A 14,817-nucleotide genomic window follows, 5' to 3' on the forward strand; every position below is an offset into this window, starting at 1 on the left:
TGTGTCCCTGCTCTCCTCGACGGTCCGGCCTCCTGCCCATGATGCCGGAGCCGCGGCGCGAACCCGCCGGGGAACGGGCTCAGCGCTCGATGGCCTTGGCCAGGATCTCCGGCGTGCGCTCCAGCAGCCGGCCCGCCGCGACCCGCACCCCCAGCGCCGCGACCAGGGCGCCGTACAGCGGCCCCACCAGCAGCACCGGCCAGGTCGGCGCGCCCGAGACCAGCGCCCAGCCGAGGTAGCCGCCGACCGGCAGGCACAGCACCGAGACGCCGATCATCGAGCCGAACTGGTTGAGCAGGATCAGCCCGCCCTGACCCGGGGCGGCGTTGCGCATCGGGTTGCTGTCGGCCGGCATGGTGTACGGCGCCAGCACGCTGAACACCGAGCCGAGCGCGATCCCGCAGCCGAGCAGCGTCATCGCCAGGCCGAGCGCGGCCGGCAGCTCCTTCCACCGGCCGGTGACGGCCGCCAGCACCAGCCCGAGCACCACCGTCACCGGGACGGCGTACGACAGCACCGCGTACGCCCGGCCGCGCAGCTCGGCCCGGGCGTCGGCGGGGGTGCACAGGGTGGCGGCGACCATCCAGAACGCCGAGCCGTCCATGCCGAACAGGTTGAGCATCTGGAGCCCGAGGAACACTCCGGTCATCGCCAGCAGGTAGACCGTCGCCCAGCCCTGGACCATCGACAGCACGCAGATCACCAGCGTCATCCCGATGCTGGTGAACAGCGCCGCCTTCGCCCGCGGCTCGCGCCAGGCGTACCGCAGGTGGCGCTGCATGACGGCGCCGGTCCGGCCCTCGGGCAGGAAGCCCCAGCCGCGCGAGCCGCGCACCCCGCGGGCCACCTCCAGGGTGGAGGAGTCGGCGGTGACCATCAGCTCCTGGAGGCTCCGCCGCCACCAGCGCAGCAACAGCGCCAGCAGCCCGGCGGCCGCGGCGAGCTGGAGCACCGCCAGGCCGTACCGGCCCTCGCCGGCGGTGCGCGGCGCGTCCGCCGCGCTGATCGGCGGGACCCAGCGCAGCACCGAGGCGATCGGCTTCAGCGGGCTGAGGTCGATCGGCCCGCCCCGGCGGCCGAGGATGCTCTGCGAGCCGACGTTGGCGGCCTGGACCAGCAGGGCGAAGGCCAGCCCGCCGAAGATCGCGAAGTCCTTGCCGCGCCGGCTGGAGAGCATCCGGGCGTTGCCCGCCGCGACCGCCCGGGAGAGGGTGACCAGGCAGAGCACCGCGAGCGGCACGGCGAGCACCGCGAACACCGCCGAGGCCCCGCCGGCCGCGCCGGCCAGCACCGCGCCGGTCACCAGCACCAGGCTGATCAGCGGGCCCGGCCCGATCAGCGCGGCCAGCAGCGAGCCGCGCAGCAGCGGGCCGGGCCGCAGCGGCAGCATGGTCAGCCGGGTCGGGTCGGCGCTCTCGTCGCTGGAGAACAGGAACAGCGGCAGCGCGGCCCAGCCCAGGGTCAGCACGCCGAGCAGCATCACCCCGGCGTCCCCGGAGCCCGCGTAGCGCCCGTTCAGCGCGGCCAGGGCGACGGCCACGCCGCCCGCGAGGGCCAGGCCGAACAGGCCGCCGATCACGTAGACGGCGGTCCGGCCGGGGCTGCGCCGCAACCCGTTGCGCAGCAGCCGCAGTTTGAGCGCCACCAGGGCGCGGACCACCGTCCGGCCCTCGGGCACCCCGCTCCGCTCGCTCACCGGGCGCCCCCGGCCTGCCCGCCGCCGAGCCAGCCGAGCGACTGCCCGTCGTCCTCGCGCACGCCGATCAGCTCCAGGAAGGCCTCGTGCAGGCTGCGCCCGCCCCGGACGGAGTCCAGCGGCCCCTGGGCTATCACCCGGCCGGCGTTCACCACCGCGACCCAGTCGCAGAGCTGTTCGACCAGCTCCATCACGTGGCTGGAGAAGACCACGGTGGAACCGGCCGCCGCGTACCGCTTGAGCACGCCGCGGATGGTCTGGGCGGAGACCGGGTCGACGCCCTCGAAGGGCTCGTCCAGGAACAGCACGGCGGGGTTGTGCAGCAGCGCGGCGGCCAGACCGATCTTCTTGCGCATGCCGGTGGAGTAGTCGGCGACCAGCTTGTCGGCGTCCCGGCCGAGGTCCAGGACGGCCAGCAGCTCCTCGGCCCGCCGGTCCACCTCGGCGCCGGGCAGTCCGCGCAGCCGCCCGGTGTACTGGAGCAGCTCGCGCCCGCTGAGCCGCTCGAACATCCGCAGTCCCTCGGGCAGGATGCCGATCCGGGCCTTGACCGAGACCGGGTCCGCCCAGACGTCGGCGCCGTGCACCAGGACGGTGCCCTGGTCGGGCCGGAGCAGCCCGGTGACCATCGACAGCGTGGTGGTCTTGCCGGCGCCGTTCGGTCCGACCAGGCCGATGAACGCCCCGGCCGGCAGCTCCAGGCTCAGCCCGGCCACGGCGGCCTGGGCCCCGAAGTGCTTCCAGAGTCCTCGGATGCTGACGGCGGACGGGGTGCCCGGCCCGGGGATGTCGGCGGACGGCGGCGCTGACGCCTGCATGGCGGCCTTCTCTTCTTCTGGTGGTCGAATGCTGGTCGAAGTCCCTGCGGGGGCCCAGCCTGGCACTGCTCGAACGGACTGTCGCCCCAGTTGAGCATCCCCTGAGTCCGTCGGCCGTACGGGTGAGGCGCGCCGCCCCGGGTCCCAGCGTCCCCGGCCGCCGGGCCGGTTCGGCAACTACTCGGTTCCGCCGTTCGTCCTGCACTATGAGGAACCAGTGACGTGCGCGGGGGTGCCGCGCTACCGGGAGGTGGCGGATGTCCGTACAACCATGGGGTGGGTCAGGGCGCGGCAATCCGTACGGTCATCAGCCGACGCCCGCGGCGACGCACCAGGCCGCGATGCGGGCGGGCCACGCGGACCGGGACCGGACGGTCGACGTGCTCAAGGCGGCGTTCGCCGAGGGGCGGCTCTCCGTCCAGGAGTACGAGCAGCGCCACGAGGCGGCGGCCACGGCGCAGACCTACGGCCAGCTGGCCGCGCTGGTCGCCGACCTGCCCGCCGGGCCGATGGCGCCGCCGCCCGTCGCGGCGCCGCCCGTGCCGGCCACCTTCATGGCCGCCCCGCCGCCGCCGTTCCGGCCCCGCCAGACCAGCGCGCTCGCCGTCGTCTCCCTGGTGTGCGGAGTGATCGGGTTCTCCGCCCCCGCCGTGGTCACCGGCCACATCGCCCGCTCGGAGATCCGCCGCCGCGACATGGACGGCGACTGGGCGGCCGTCCTCGGCCTGGTCCTCGGTTACATGGGGTGCGCGTTCTGGATGCTGCTGATCCTCCTCGCCTTCGCCTAGGAGGCGCCCCGCCGCCCGCGCCGGCGTTGCCCCGGTCCCCTTTGCCGATGGGGCCTTCGGAACGTGAAGGACCTATGATGCCCGGGGCTGCCGCCATACGCCCTGAGGCAGGACGTTCCGTCACCGCCCGACGAGGAGAGTCGGCCGGGCGACCACGAGCTGAGGACCGCATCCGTGACAGTCAGTGCCCAGGAAGCCCACAGAACCCCGCCCGGCGGTGCGCGCTCGCTGATCCGGGGGGCGGCGGGCCGTTCCGGGGCCCGGCTCCGGACCTCGGCCCCGCTGCTGCTCGCGGGGGAGGCGGTGGTCTCCTTCCTGGCCGCGCTGGTGCTCCCGCTGCTGGCCCACGGCTTCAAGCTGAACCCGCTGGACCGGATCGCCCAGGTGAGCGGTCTGGCCGCGGTGCAGCTGCGGTTCGCGGTGATCGGCCTCCTGCTGCTCGGCGCGGTCGTGCTCGCGATGCGCTTCCGCTCGGGCCGGCACTTCGACCTGGTGTCCCGCTTCTCCGCCGCCGCGCTGGCCGGCCTCGCCAGCGGCTTCGTGGCGGCCGGCGCGGTCATCGCGCTGCTCGGCACGCCCTGGCCGATGTTCGGCCTCAACGGCGACAGCGGACGCATCGTCGAGTGGGCCCACGCCGTGGCGAACGGCCGGCCCTCGGGCTCGCCGGTCTACCCGCCGGCGCCGCTCTACACCCTCGGGTACTACGCCGAGTGGTTCCGCGGCGGCAACACCGCGTACGCCTTCAAGGACCTCCAGATCCTCGGCGCCGCCGCGTTCGGCCCGCTGGTCTACCTCTCCTGGCGGATGCTGCTCAGCCCGGTCCGCGCGCTGGCGTTCGGCGTGCTGCCGGCCTTCGCCCTGATCGACGCGTACAAGCCGTACAGCCAGACCGTGCTGGTGGTTCTGGTGCCCGTCCTGGTGGCCCTGGTGGTGCACCTGCGCCGGAGCGGGACGGACGCCTGGCGGACGCTGCTGCTCAAGGCGGCCGGCTTCGGCGCGCTGCTGGGCCTGCTGTTCCTCACCTACTCCGGCTGGTTCCTGTGGAGCGGCCTGGGCGTGCTGGTCGCCGTGCTCGCGTACTTCCCCTGGAGGACCGGCCGGCTCAAGGGCCTGGCCTACCTCGGCGCCACCGGGGCCGCCTACCTGCTGGTCTGCGGCAGCTACCTGGTCACCATGCTGACGGATGGTCAGGACACCAAGGACTCCGCGTTCCGCTTCGACAACTTCACCGACCCGGCCTACTTCCTGATGTGGCGCACGGACATGCCGGGCAAGGTGGGGGAGTGGCCGATCCCGGGCGAGTTCGGAGGCATGGGCCTGTTCGCCGTGGTGATCTTCGTCGCACTGGGCGCCGCCCTCTGGCTGGGCATCCGCAAGCCCATGATCGTCACCATCTGCTGCATGTTCGCGAGCGCGTGGGTGATGCGGATGTACATCGCCTCGCACATGTACGAGACCCAGACGGTCCAGCTCTACACCCGGACGAACAACCAAATGCTGTACTGCGGCATGCTGTTGTGCGCCCTGGTCGCCCACCTGGTGTCGCTCCGGCTGGCCGGGCGCCGACGGGCGGCGGCGGCCGACGGGACGCCGGAGACGGGTGCGGACGCGGGGGCCGCCGGCTTCGGACTGCCCGGCCGACCCGCCGCGGTGATCGGCACGTTGTTCGCTCTACTCTTCCTTTTCGGTACGGTTTCGTCCTCGATGTCGGACCGCTACATGCCGGCGCACGAGAACGACTACCGCATCCTGCCGTGGGTGTCGCACACCGTGCAGAAGCTCGACGGCCACTGCCCGAAGTTCGCGCCCGGTGGACAGTGCTCCAAGGACGGCGACCAGTCGTGGCTGAACATGGTATGGCTCAGCCCGGAGCACGAACCGGCGCCCGCCGCGAGCGCGCACTGACCCGAAGGCCCCACTGCAGATGATGATCAACGCCGTCAAGAGCCTCGCCGACCGGCTCGCCTCCTCGCCGAGGCGGCTGTGGCTGGCCGCGTTCGCGATCCTGTTCACGCTGAGCGCGTCCTGGTCGTTGTCCACTCCGACCGGCGGTTCGCCGGACGAGCACGCGCACCTCATCCGGGCCGCGGCCGTCGCCCGCGGTCAGGTCAACGGCCAGGAGGTGATGGCCCCGCACGTGGTGGGCGGCATCGAGGGCATGTTCGCCGAGACCGGCGTCGATCTCCCGCGGATCTACCAGGACCTCAAGGACGTCAACGCCTGCTACGTCTTCCGCTCCGAGAACTCGGCCGCCTGCGCACCGCAGCTGCGGGACCGGCCCGGCACGGTCGAGGTGACCACCGCGGCGGGCCGTTACCACCCGGCGTACTACTTCGCGGTCGGCTGGCCCAGCCTGCTGGTGCACGGCGAGACGGCCTTCTACCTGATGCGCCTGATGTCGGCGCTGATCTGCTCCGCCCTGGTGGCGAGCGCGGTGGTCTCGGCGGCGGAGTGGCGGCGGCGTTCCTTCGCCCTGCTCGGCGTGGTCGCCGCGACCACCCCGATGGCGCTGTTCATGTTCGGCGTGGTCAACCCGAGCGGCCCGGAGATCGCGGCGGGCATCCTGGTCTGGAGCGCCGGCCTGCCGATGCTGATGAGCCCCGACCCGCAACTGCTGAACCGCCGCCTCGCCCGGCTCGGCGTGGGCGCGCTGGTGCTGATCAGCATCCGCCCGCTCGGCCTGATCTGGTTCGCCGGGGCCATGTTCTTCGCGCTGCTGCTGAGCAGGAAGGGCGCCCTGCGCGAGGTGGTCCGCCAGCGGGTGACCTGGGGCTGGGGCGGCCTGTGCCTGATGGCGGGCGGCCTGGCGATGCTCTGGTCGTCGACCCACCCGGACAACTCGATCATCGACACCCCGAGCGACCTCACCCCGCTGGCCGCGGCCCGGAAGACCTTCGACAACGGCCTGACGTACATGAAGCAGATGATCGGCTACTTCGGCTGGCTGGACGCCCAGCCGCCGGCCGCGACGCTGCTGGTCTGGTGCGGTGTGGTGCTGGCGCTGGTGATGATCGCGCTGTGCTACGCCCGGTTCCGGGACACCCTGGCGATCGTCGGCGTGATGGTCGGCATCGTGGTGATACCGATAGCGGCACAGGCGATGCAGGCGCGCCAGCTCGGCATGATCTGGCAGGGCCGCTACCTGCTGCCGTTCGCCGTCGGCCTGCCGATCATGTGCGCCGCGATCTGCCACGAGCGGCTGCCCCGGGGCGGCTTCGCCTGGCGCCGGCTGCTGGTCATGGCCGGCTTCGCGCTGTCCCTGGTCGACACCGCCGGTTTCCTCTGGGCGATGCGCCGCAACACGGTCGGCACCGAGGGCCCGCTGCTGATCGCACCGGCCCACTGGTCCCCGCCCGGCAGCTGGGCGCTGTGGCTGCTGGTGTACGCCGTGGGCACGCTTGCGTTGGGGGTGTTGGTGGCACTGCCGGACAACCGGGAGCGCCCGCTGCCGGCGTCCCCCGGGACGGCCGGGAGCGGCGTCGTGGAGGGGCCCGCCCCGCTCGCCGGGGCCCGCGCGGAGGCGTAGGGTTCCCGGTGCGGAGGGTGCCCGGTTGTGGTAGGGGGCCCCGCGGCGGGCCGACCGCCGGCCCGCCTCCCGTTCCGCTTCCGGTGCGAGCCCCGCGACCTGCGGCGTTGCATTTGTTTTGACCGCGCCCCATGCGCTAGGTACGCTCTGACCTTGTGCCTGGGGTGTCCCCGGGTCCTTGTGCGTGCATGCACACCGGTCGCCGCGCCGAGCCGGAGCGCTTCCCAGCGCGCCGCGCGTAGAGCGCCGTCGCTGTACATCAGCCATGGGATTCCGTGCCGGAAAAAGCCCAACACACCCGACCGCGTGGGTCGATCACGGGGTCGTGTGCGAGGGAGACACCGCAGGTTAGTTCCACCAAGCCTTGGCACACAGAAAACGGAGAAACGGTGCCTACGATCCAGCAGCTGGTCCGAAAGGGCCGGCAGGACAAGGTCGAGAAGAACAAGACTCCCGCGCTGAAGGGCTCCCCGCAGCGCCGTGGGGTCTGCACGCGTGTGTACACGACCACCCCGAAGAAGCCGAACTCGGCTCTCCGCAAGGTCGCCCGTGTGCGCCTCACCAGCGGGATCGAGGTCACCGCTTACATCCCGGGCGAGGGCCACAACCTGCAGGAGCACTCCATCGTGCTGGTGCGCGGTGGTCGTGTGAAGGACCTTCCTGGTGTCCGCTACAAGATCATCCGCGGTTCGCTCGACACCCAGGGTGTCAAGAACCGCAAGCAGGCCCGCAGCCGCTACGGCGCCAAGAAGGAGAAGTAAGAATGCCTCGTAAGGGCCCCGCCCCGAAGCGCCCGGTCATCATCGACCCGGTTTACGGCTCCCCGGTCGTCACCCAGCTGGTCAACAAGATCCTGCTGCACGGCAAGCGCTCCACCGCCGAGCGGATCGTCTACGGCGCCCTCGAAGGCGTCCGTGAGAAGACCGGCTCGGACCCGGTCGTGACGCTGAAGCGCGCGCTGGAGAACGTCAAGCCGGCCCTCGAGGTCAAGTCCCGCCGTGTCGGTGGCGCGACCTACCAGGTTCCGGTCGAGGTCCGTCCGGGCCGCGCCAGCACCCTGGCGCTGCGCTGGATGGTCGGTTACTCCCGCGCCCGTCGCGAGAAGACCATGACCGAGCGCCTGATGAACGAGATCCTCGACGCCAGCAACGGCCTGGGCGCTTCCGTGAAGCGTCGCGAGGACACCCACAAGATGGCCGAGTCCAACAAGGCCTTCGCGCACTACCGCTGGTAGTCCGTACCCCGTCACTAGACAGAGAGAGAACGAGCCACCATGGCTGCAACCTCCCTTGACCTCGCCAGGGTCCGCAACATCGGGATCATGGCGCACATCGACGCGGGCAAGACCACCACCACCGAGCGGATCCTGTTCTACACCGGTGTCTCGTACAAGATCGGTGAGGTCCACGATGGCGCTGCCACCATGGACTGGATGGAGCAGGAGCAGGAGCGCGGCATCACGATCACGTCGGCCGCGACGACCTGTCACTGGACGGTCGACGGCGTCGACAACACCATCAACATCATCGACACCCCGGGTCACGTCGACTTCACCGTCGAGGTGGAGCGTTCGCTGCGCGTCCTCGACGGTGCCGTGACGGTGTTCGACGGTGTCGCCGGTGTCGAGCCCCAGTCCGAGACCGTGTGGCGGCAGGCTGACCGCTACGGCGTCCCGCGCATCTGCTTCATCAACAAGCTGGACCGCACGGGCGCGAACTTCTTCTTCTGCGTCGACACCATCGTGGAGCGCCTCGGCGCCACCCCGCTGGTGATGCAGCTGCCGATCGGTGCCGAGTCGGACTTCCAGGGCGTCGTCGACCTGGTCCGCATGAAGGCCCTGGTCTGGTCCGCCGAGGCCGCCAAGGGCGAGATGTACGACGTCGTCGACATCCCGGCCGACCTGGTGGACCAGGCGAACGAGTACCGCGAGGCGCTGCTGGACACCGTGTCCAACGTCAGCGACGAGATCATGGAGCTCGCCCTGGAGGGCGAGGACATCCCGGTCGAGCTGCTGCAGGCCGCGATCCGCAAGGGCACCCTGAACTCGGACTTCACCCCGATCTTCTGCGGTACCGCCTTCAAGAACAAGGGCGTTCAGCCCCTGCTCGACGCCGTCGTCAAGTACCTGCCGTCCCCGCTGGACATCGAGTCCATCGAGGGCACCAAGCCGGGCGACGACGAGGTCAAGATCTCGCGCAAGGCCTCGGACGACGAGCCCCTCGCCGCCCTCGCGTTCAAGATCATGTCCGACCCGCACCTGGGCAAGCTCACCTTCGTCCGGGTCTACTCGGGCCGCCTGGAGTCCGGCACCTCGGTGCTGAACGCCGTGAAGGGCAAGAAGGAGCGCATCGGCAAGATCTACCGCATGCACGCGAACAAGCGTGAGGAGATCGAGTCGGTGGGCGCCGGCGACATCGTCGCCGTCATGGGCCTGAAGCAGACCACCACCGGTGAGACGCTGGCCGACGAGAAGAACCCGGTCATCCTGGAGTCCATGGACTTCCCGGCCCCGGTCATCCGCGTCGCCATCGAGCCCAAGTCCAAGGGTGACCAGGAGAAGCTGGGTGTCGCCATCCAGCGTCTCGCCGAGGAGGACCCGTCCTTCCAGGTCAACACGGACGAGGAGACCGGCCAGACCATCATCGCGGGCATGGGCGAGCTGCACCTCGAGGTGCTGGTCGACCGCATGCGCCGTGAGTTCAAGGTCGAGGCCAACGTCGGCAAGCCGCAGGTCGCGTACCGCGAGACGATCCGTCAGGCCGTCGAGCGCATCGACTACACCCACAAGAAGCAGACCGGTGGTTCCGGTCAGTTCGCCAAGGTGCAGATCGCGATCGAGCCGCTCGAGCAGGCCGAGGGCTACGAGTTCGTCAACCTGGTCACCGGTGGCCGCGTCCCGCGCGAGTACATCCCGTCGGTCGACGCCGGTTGCCAGGAGGCCATGGAGTTCGGTGTCCTCGCCGGCTACCCGCTCCAGGGCGTCCGCGTGAAGCTGCTGGACGGCCAGTCGCACGACGTCGACTCCTCCGAGCTCGCGTTCAAGATCGCCGGTTCGATGGCCTTCAAGGAAGGCGCGAGGAAGGCCAAGCCGGTCCTCCTCGAGCCGATGATGGCCGTCGAGGTCACCACGCCCGAGGACTACATGGGCGATGTGATCGGTGACATCAACTCTCGCCGTGGCCAGATCCGGTCCATGGACGAGCGTCACGGTGCCCGCGTCGTCACGGCGCTGGTGCCCCTCTCCGAGATGTTCGGCTACGTCGGTGACCTGCGCAGCAAGACCTCTGGTCGCGCCAGCTACTCGATGCAGTTCGACTCGTACGCCGAGGTCCCCAAGGCCGTGGCTGAGGAGATCATCGCCAAGTCCAAGGGCGAGTGACGTCCCGATATTCGGGATGATTGCGACCCCTTAGGCTATTAGGAGGCGACCCGGGAGAATCCGGACGGATTCTCCCGGGGCCTCCGGCCCCCTACCCCGCGGGACGGTGCGAGGTGCTTCCGGCACCACGGACCCAGCCCGATCAAGACCAACTGACGTCAGCACGGCGTACAGGAACTGTCCTCAGGAGGACTCAGTGGCGAAGGCGAAGTTCGAGCGGACGAAGCCCCACGTCAACATCGGCACCATCGGTCACATCGACCACGGCAAGACCACGCTGACCGCGGCCATCACCAAGGTGCTGCACGACGCGTACCCGGACCTGAACCCCTTCACGCCGTTCGACCAGATCGACAAGGCCCCGGAGGAGCGTCAGCGCGGTATCACCATCTCGATCGCGCACGTCGAGTACCAGACCGAGGACCGGCACTACGCGCACGTCGACTGCCCGGGTCACGCTGACTACATCAAGAACATGATCACCGGTGCCGCCCAGATGGACGGCGCCATCCTGGTGGTCGCCGCCACCGACGGCCCGATGCCGCAGACCAAGGAGCACGTCCTCCTGGCCCGCCAGGTCGGCGTTCCGTACATCGTCGTCGCCCTGAACAAGGCCGACATGGTGGACGACGAGGAGATCCTGGAGCTCGTCGAGCTCGAGGTCCGTGAGCTGCTCTCCGAGTACGAGTTCCCGGGCGACGACCTGCCGGTCGTCCGCGTCTCCGCGCTGAAGGCCCTCGAGGGCGACGCCGAGTGGGGCCAGAAGCTCCTCGGCCTGATGAAGGCCGTCGACGAGAACATCCCCACCCCGGCCCGCGCCGTGGACCAGCCGTTCCTGATGCCGATCGAGGACGTCTTCACGATCACCGGTCGTGGCACCGTCGTCACCGGTCGCATCGAGCGCGGCATCCTGAAGGTCAACGAGACCGTCGACATCATCGGCATCAAGAACGAGAAGACCACCACCACGGTCACCGGTATCGAGATGTTCCGCAAGCTGCTCGACGAGGGCCAGGCCGGTGAGAACGTCGGTCTGCTGCTCCGCGGCATCAAGCGCGAGGACGTCGAGCGCGGCCAGGTCATCATCAAGCCGGGTTCGGTCACCCCGCACACCGAGTTCGAGGCCCAGGCCTACATCCTGTCGAAGGACGAGGGTGGCCGCCACACCCCGTTCTTCAACAACTACCGCCCGCAGTTCTACTTCCGTACCACGGACGTGACTGGCGTCGTGACCCTCCCCGAGGGCACCGAGATGGTCATGCCGGGCGACAACACCGCCATGACGGTTCAGCTGATCCAGCCGATCGCCATGGAGGAGGGCCTGAAGTTCGCCATCCGTGAGGGTGGCCGCACCGTCGGCGCCGGCCAGGTCACCAAGATCCTCAAGTAATTGACGATCTGACCTGCCTGCTCCGTACAGGCTGAGTCCGAAGGGCCCCGCACACCGCTGGTGCGCGGGGCCCTTCGGCGTGTCGGGGGGCGTTCACCGGACTCGGACTCCTTTCACGGGGCACTCATGGCCGACTGTTATGGTCGGGCCACCAGCCAGCCCCGCCGTCGCGGAAAGTGGGACCAACGCATGTCAACGGCACCGCTGTTGTCGGTCGTGATGCCGATCTACAACGAGCAGGAGGCGCTCCCGCTGACCGTCGAGCGGCTGCGGCCGATCCTCGACGGCCTCGACGTGGCCTACGAGGTGGTCGGCGTCGACGACGGCAGCACCGACGTGACCCCGGTGCTGATGCGCAAGATCCGCCAGGACTGGCCGGAGTTCCGGATCGTCCGCTTCGCCCGCAACTCCGGGCACCAGGCCGCCCTGACCGCCGGCATCCACCGCGCCTTCGGGGACTACGTCGTCTCCATCGACGCAGACCTCCAGGACCCGCCGGAGAAGATCCCCGAGATGCTGGCGCTCGCCCGCGAGCAGGGCCTGGACATCGTCTACGGGGTGCGCGGCGACCGCGGCACCGACACCTTCTTCAAGCGGCACACCGCCGGCGCGTACTACTGGCTGATGCGCAAGCTGGTCGGCAAGCGGATGCCCAACCAGGCCGGCGACTTCCGGCTGCTCAGCCGGGCCGCGGTGGAGGCGCTCAAGGCGATGCCCGAGCACCAGCCGGTCTACCGGCTGCTGGTGCCGTGGCTCGGCTTCCCCAGCGGCGAGGTGGTCTACGTGCGCGAGGAGCGGGTCGCGGGCAGCACCCACTACCCGCTGTCCAAGATGGTCCGGCTCGCGCTGGACAGCGTCACCAACTTCTCCGCCGCCCCGCTGCGGCTGGCCACCTGGCTCGGGCTGTTCAGCTTCCTGATCTGCATCGTGCTGGCGCTCTACACCACGGCCGCCTACGCGCTCGGCGCCACCGTGCCCGGCTGGTCCTCGCTGTTCATAGGGATGCTCTTCATCGGCGCCGTGCAGCTGGTCTGCGTCGGCCTGCTCGGCGAGTACGTCGGCCGGATCTACTCGGCCGTCCAGGCGCGGCCCGCGTACTTCGTCGGCTACGACTCGGCCGAGGAGCCGGACCGGTACGGTACGGGCGCGTGAACGAGATCCTCTCTGCGGACCGGGACGAGCGCGACGAGTCGGCCGGGGCCCCCGGGCCGGTCCGCCGGCAGCTGCCGTCCTTCCTGGTCATCGGGGTGCTGAGCACCCTCTTCTACCTGGTGCTGTTCGTCCTGATGCGGCTGGTCACCCCGCCGCAGGCGGCCAACCTGGTCGCGCTGGCGGTCAGCGCGGTGGCCAACACCGCGGCCAACCGCAGGTTCACCTTCGGCATCACCGGCTCCGAGGGCGCCGTGCGCCACCAGCTCCAGGGCGCGGTCGCGTTCCTGATCGGGCTGGGCCTGAGCAGCGGCGCCCTGGCCCTGCTGGACGTGGCGGTGCCGCACGCCTCCCGGGTGGTCGAGGTGACCGGGCTGGTGGTGGCCAACGGCCTCGCCACGGTGGCCCGGTTCGTGCTGCTCAAGCTGTGGGTCTTCCGCAAGCACTGAGCCGCCGGCGCCGAACCGCCCCCACTGGTCCCGACGGAACGACGACGGAGGGGGCGCGTGCCACGTGGCACGCGCCCCCTCCGTCGGTCCGGTCCGCGCTACGGGCGCTTCAGCGAGTCCGTGTAGGCCTTGCAGGCCTGGTAGTCCGGCAGCAGGCCGCCGGCGAGGGCCTCCGACAGGGTCGGCGCCACCGCGTCGCGGGCCGACAGCTGCGGGGTGTCGGTCGGCCACTCGATGCCGAGCTCCGGGTCCAGCGGGTGCACCCCGTGCTCGCCGGTCGGGTTGTACGTCGCCGAGCAGAGGTAGGTCAGCGTGGCGTCGTCGGTGAGGGCGCAGAAGCCGTGGCCGAGGCCCTCGGGGATGTAGACGGCCTGGCGCTCGGTGTCGTCCAGCCGGACGAACTCCCACGTCCCGAAGTTCGGCGAGCCGACCCGCAGGTCGACGATGACGTCCAGCACCGCGCCGCGGGTGCAGGTGACGTACTTGGCCTGGCCCGGCGGGACGTCGGCGAAGTGGATGCCGCGCACGACGTCCTTGGCCGACAGCGACAGGTTGGCCTGGGCCAGGTCCAGCGGGTGGCCGACGACCTCGGCGAGGCGGTCGAAGCGGTACCACTCCGTGAAGTGGCCGCGGGCGTCGCCGTGCACCTGCGGGGTGATCTCGAAGGCGCCCTCGATGGAGAGCTCACGGAACTTCACTTGGCAGCCGCCTCTTCGAGCAGACCCAGCAGGTACTGGCCGTACCCGCTCTTCAGCAGCGGCTCGGCGAGCTCGCGCAGCCGCGCGTCGTCGATCAGCCCGGCCCGCCAGACGGCCTCCTCGATGCAGCCGATCTTGAAGCCCTGGCGCTCCTCGATGACCCGGACGAACTCCGAGGCCTGGACCATCGACACGAACGTGCCGGTGTCCAGCCAGGCGGTGCCGCGGTCGAGGATCGTCACGTGCAGGTCGCCGGTGCGCAGGTACGCGTCGTTGACGGCGGTGATCTCCAGCTCGCCGCGGGCGCTCGGCTTCAGGTTGCGGGCGATCTCGACGACCCGGTTGTCGTAGAAGTACAGGCCGGGGACGGCGTAGCGGGACTTGGGCTCGGCCGGCTTCTCCTCGATGGAGATGACCTGGCCGGTCTCGTCGAACTCGACCACGCCGTACGCGGTCGGGTCGGCCACCGGGTAGGCGAAGACCCGGCCGCCCTTGATGTCGGAGTGCTCGGTGAGCCGGGTGCCGAGGCCGCTGCCGTGGAAGATGTTGTCGCCGAGGATCAGCGCCACCGGCTCGTCACCGATGAAGTCCGCGCCGAGGACGAAGGCCTGGGCGATGCCCTCGGGCTTCTCCTGGACGGCGTACTGGAGCTTCAGGCCGAGCTGGGACCCGTCGCCCAGCAGCCGTTCGAACTGGTCCCGGTCGTTCGGGGTCGTGATGATCAGGATCTCGCTTATCCCGGCCATCACGAGGGTCGAGAGAGGGTAGTAGATCATCGGCTTGTCGAAGACCGGGAGGAGCTGCTTCGACACCGCACGGGTCAGCGGCCACAGCCGCGAGCCGGTGCCGCCGGCCAGGAGGATTCCACGCATGGAAGCACCCTATTCGAGATCGCGAACGCGGTAGGGGCCGGGGGCGGGAGGG

13 protein-coding genes are annotated in these 14,817 nt (G+C 70.4%); 9 read left to right on the top strand and 4 right to left on the bottom strand.

Annotated features, from left to right (window positions below; all coding sequences use genetic code 11):
• Window positions 1-79 precede the first annotated feature (79 nt).
• Window positions 80-1,696, bottom strand: coding sequence for a transporter (locus ACZ55U_RS00485; RefSeq protein ID WP_465520891.1), 1,617 nt, complete (start codon window positions 1,694-1,696; stop codon window positions 80-82).
• Entirely contained in the window at window positions 1,693-2,514 is an 822-nt protein-coding gene (locus ACZ55U_RS00490; protein WP_465520893.1) for an ABC transporter ATP-binding protein, read from the bottom strand. Before ACZ55U_RS00490 ends, ACZ55U_RS00485 begins: the two co-directional genes overlap by 4 nt.
• 341 nt (window positions 2,515-2,855) lie before the next feature.
• Here ACZ55U_RS00490 and ACZ55U_RS00495 point away from each other — a divergent pair, with 341 nt between their 5' ends.
• From ACZ55U_RS00495 to ACZ55U_RS00535, 9 genes are all read left to right on the top strand, one after another.
• Window positions 2,856-3,302 (top strand): DUF1707 and DUF4190 domain-containing protein, encoded by a 447-nt coding sequence (locus tag ACZ55U_RS00495; protein ID WP_465520895.1) that lies wholly within the window; start codon window positions 2,856-2,858, stop codon window positions 3,300-3,302.
• Between the two features lie 174 nt (window positions 3,303-3,476).
• On the top strand, window positions 3,477-5,207 hold the full coding sequence (locus ACZ55U_RS00500) for a hypothetical protein (protein ID WP_465520897.1): 1,731 nt from the start codon (window positions 3,477-3,479) through the stop codon (window positions 5,205-5,207).
• Between the two features lie 19 nt (window positions 5,208-5,226).
• Window positions 5,227-6,828, top strand: coding sequence for a DUF2142 domain-containing protein (locus ACZ55U_RS00505; protein WP_465520899.1), 1,602 nt, complete (start codon window positions 5,227-5,229; stop codon window positions 6,826-6,828).
• A 389-nt stretch (window positions 6,829-7,217) separates the two neighbouring features.
• Window positions 7,218-7,589: a 30S ribosomal protein S12 gene (gene rpsL / locus ACZ55U_RS00510; RefSeq protein ID WP_014144289.1), complete on the top strand. Its 372-nt coding sequence runs from the start codon at window positions 7,218-7,220 to the stop codon at window positions 7,587-7,589.
• A gap of 2 nt (window positions 7,590-7,591) precedes the next feature.
• Window positions 7,592-8,062 carry a 30S ribosomal protein S7 gene (gene rpsG, locus ACZ55U_RS00515; protein WP_030055803.1) on the top strand — a complete coding sequence of 157 codons (471 nt, stop codon included), beginning with the start codon at window positions 7,592-7,594 and terminating at the stop codon, window positions 8,060-8,062.
• A 39-nt stretch (window positions 8,063-8,101) separates the two neighbouring features.
• Window positions 8,102-10,207 (top strand): elongation factor G, encoded by a 2,106-nt coding sequence (gene fusA / locus ACZ55U_RS00520; protein WP_465520901.1) that lies wholly within the window; start codon window positions 8,102-8,104, stop codon window positions 10,205-10,207.
• A 196-nt stretch (window positions 10,208-10,403) separates the two neighbouring features.
• A complete protein-coding gene (gene tuf, locus ACZ55U_RS00525; RefSeq protein ID WP_207809004.1) occupies window positions 10,404-11,597 on the top strand; it encodes an elongation factor Tu in 1,194 nt (397 codons plus the stop codon).
• 189 nt (window positions 11,598-11,786) lie between these two features.
• Window positions 11,787-12,749, top strand: a complete 963-nt coding sequence (locus ACZ55U_RS00530) for a glycosyltransferase family 2 protein (protein WP_465520903.1) — start codon at window positions 11,787-11,789, stop codon at window positions 12,747-12,749.
• A complete protein-coding gene (locus tag ACZ55U_RS00535) occupies window positions 12,746-13,195 on the top strand; it encodes a GtrA family protein (protein ID WP_465520905.1) in 450 nt (149 codons plus the stop codon). Before ACZ55U_RS00530 ends, ACZ55U_RS00535 begins: the two co-directional genes overlap by 4 nt.
• A gap of 98 nt (window positions 13,196-13,293) precedes the next feature.
• On the opposite strand, the gene rfbC is transcribed toward ACZ55U_RS00535, so the two are convergent.
• A complete protein-coding gene (rfbC, locus tag ACZ55U_RS00540; RefSeq protein ID WP_465520907.1) occupies window positions 13,294-13,893 on the bottom strand; it encodes a dTDP-4-dehydrorhamnose 3,5-epimerase in 600 nt (199 codons plus the stop codon).
• Window positions 13,890-14,765, bottom strand: a complete 876-nt coding sequence (gene rfbA / locus ACZ55U_RS00545) for a glucose-1-phosphate thymidylyltransferase RfbA (protein WP_465520909.1) — start codon at window positions 14,763-14,765, stop codon at window positions 13,890-13,892. The genes rfbC and rfbA overlap by 4 nt, the downstream gene beginning before the upstream one ends.
• Window positions 14,766-14,817 lie beyond the last annotated feature (52 nt).

The sequence above is a fragment of the Kitasatospora sp. NPDC034533 genome (assembly GCF_055575155.1).

Bases quoted from the DNA above. Each gene is read 5' to 3' on its own strand.
- ACZ55U_RS00490 (WP_465520893.1), bottom strand. From the start codon at position 2,514: ATGCAGGCGTCAGCGCCGCCGTCCGCCGACATCCCCGGGCCGGGCACC.
- ACZ55U_RS00495 (WP_465520895.1), top strand. From the start codon at position 2,856: ATGCGGGCGGGCCACGCGGACCGGGACCGGACGGTCGACGTGCTCAAG.
- ACZ55U_RS00505 (WP_465520899.1), top strand. From the start codon at position 5,227: ATGATGATCAACGCCGTCAAGAGCCTCGCCGACCGGCTCGCCTCCTCG.
- rpsG (WP_030055803.1), top strand. From the start codon at position 7,592: ATGCCTCGTAAGGGCCCCGCCCCGAAGCGCCCGGTCATCATCGACCCG.
- fusA (WP_465520901.1), top strand. From the start codon at position 8,102: ATGGCTGCAACCTCCCTTGACCTCGCCAGGGTCCGCAACATCGGGATC.
- ACZ55U_RS00530 (WP_465520903.1), top strand. From the start codon at position 11,787: ATGTCAACGGCACCGCTGTTGTCGGTCGTGATGCCGATCTACAACGAG.
- rfbA (WP_465520909.1), bottom strand. From the start codon at position 14,765: ATGCGTGGAATCCTCCTGGCCGGCGGCACCGGCTCGCGGCTGTGGCCG.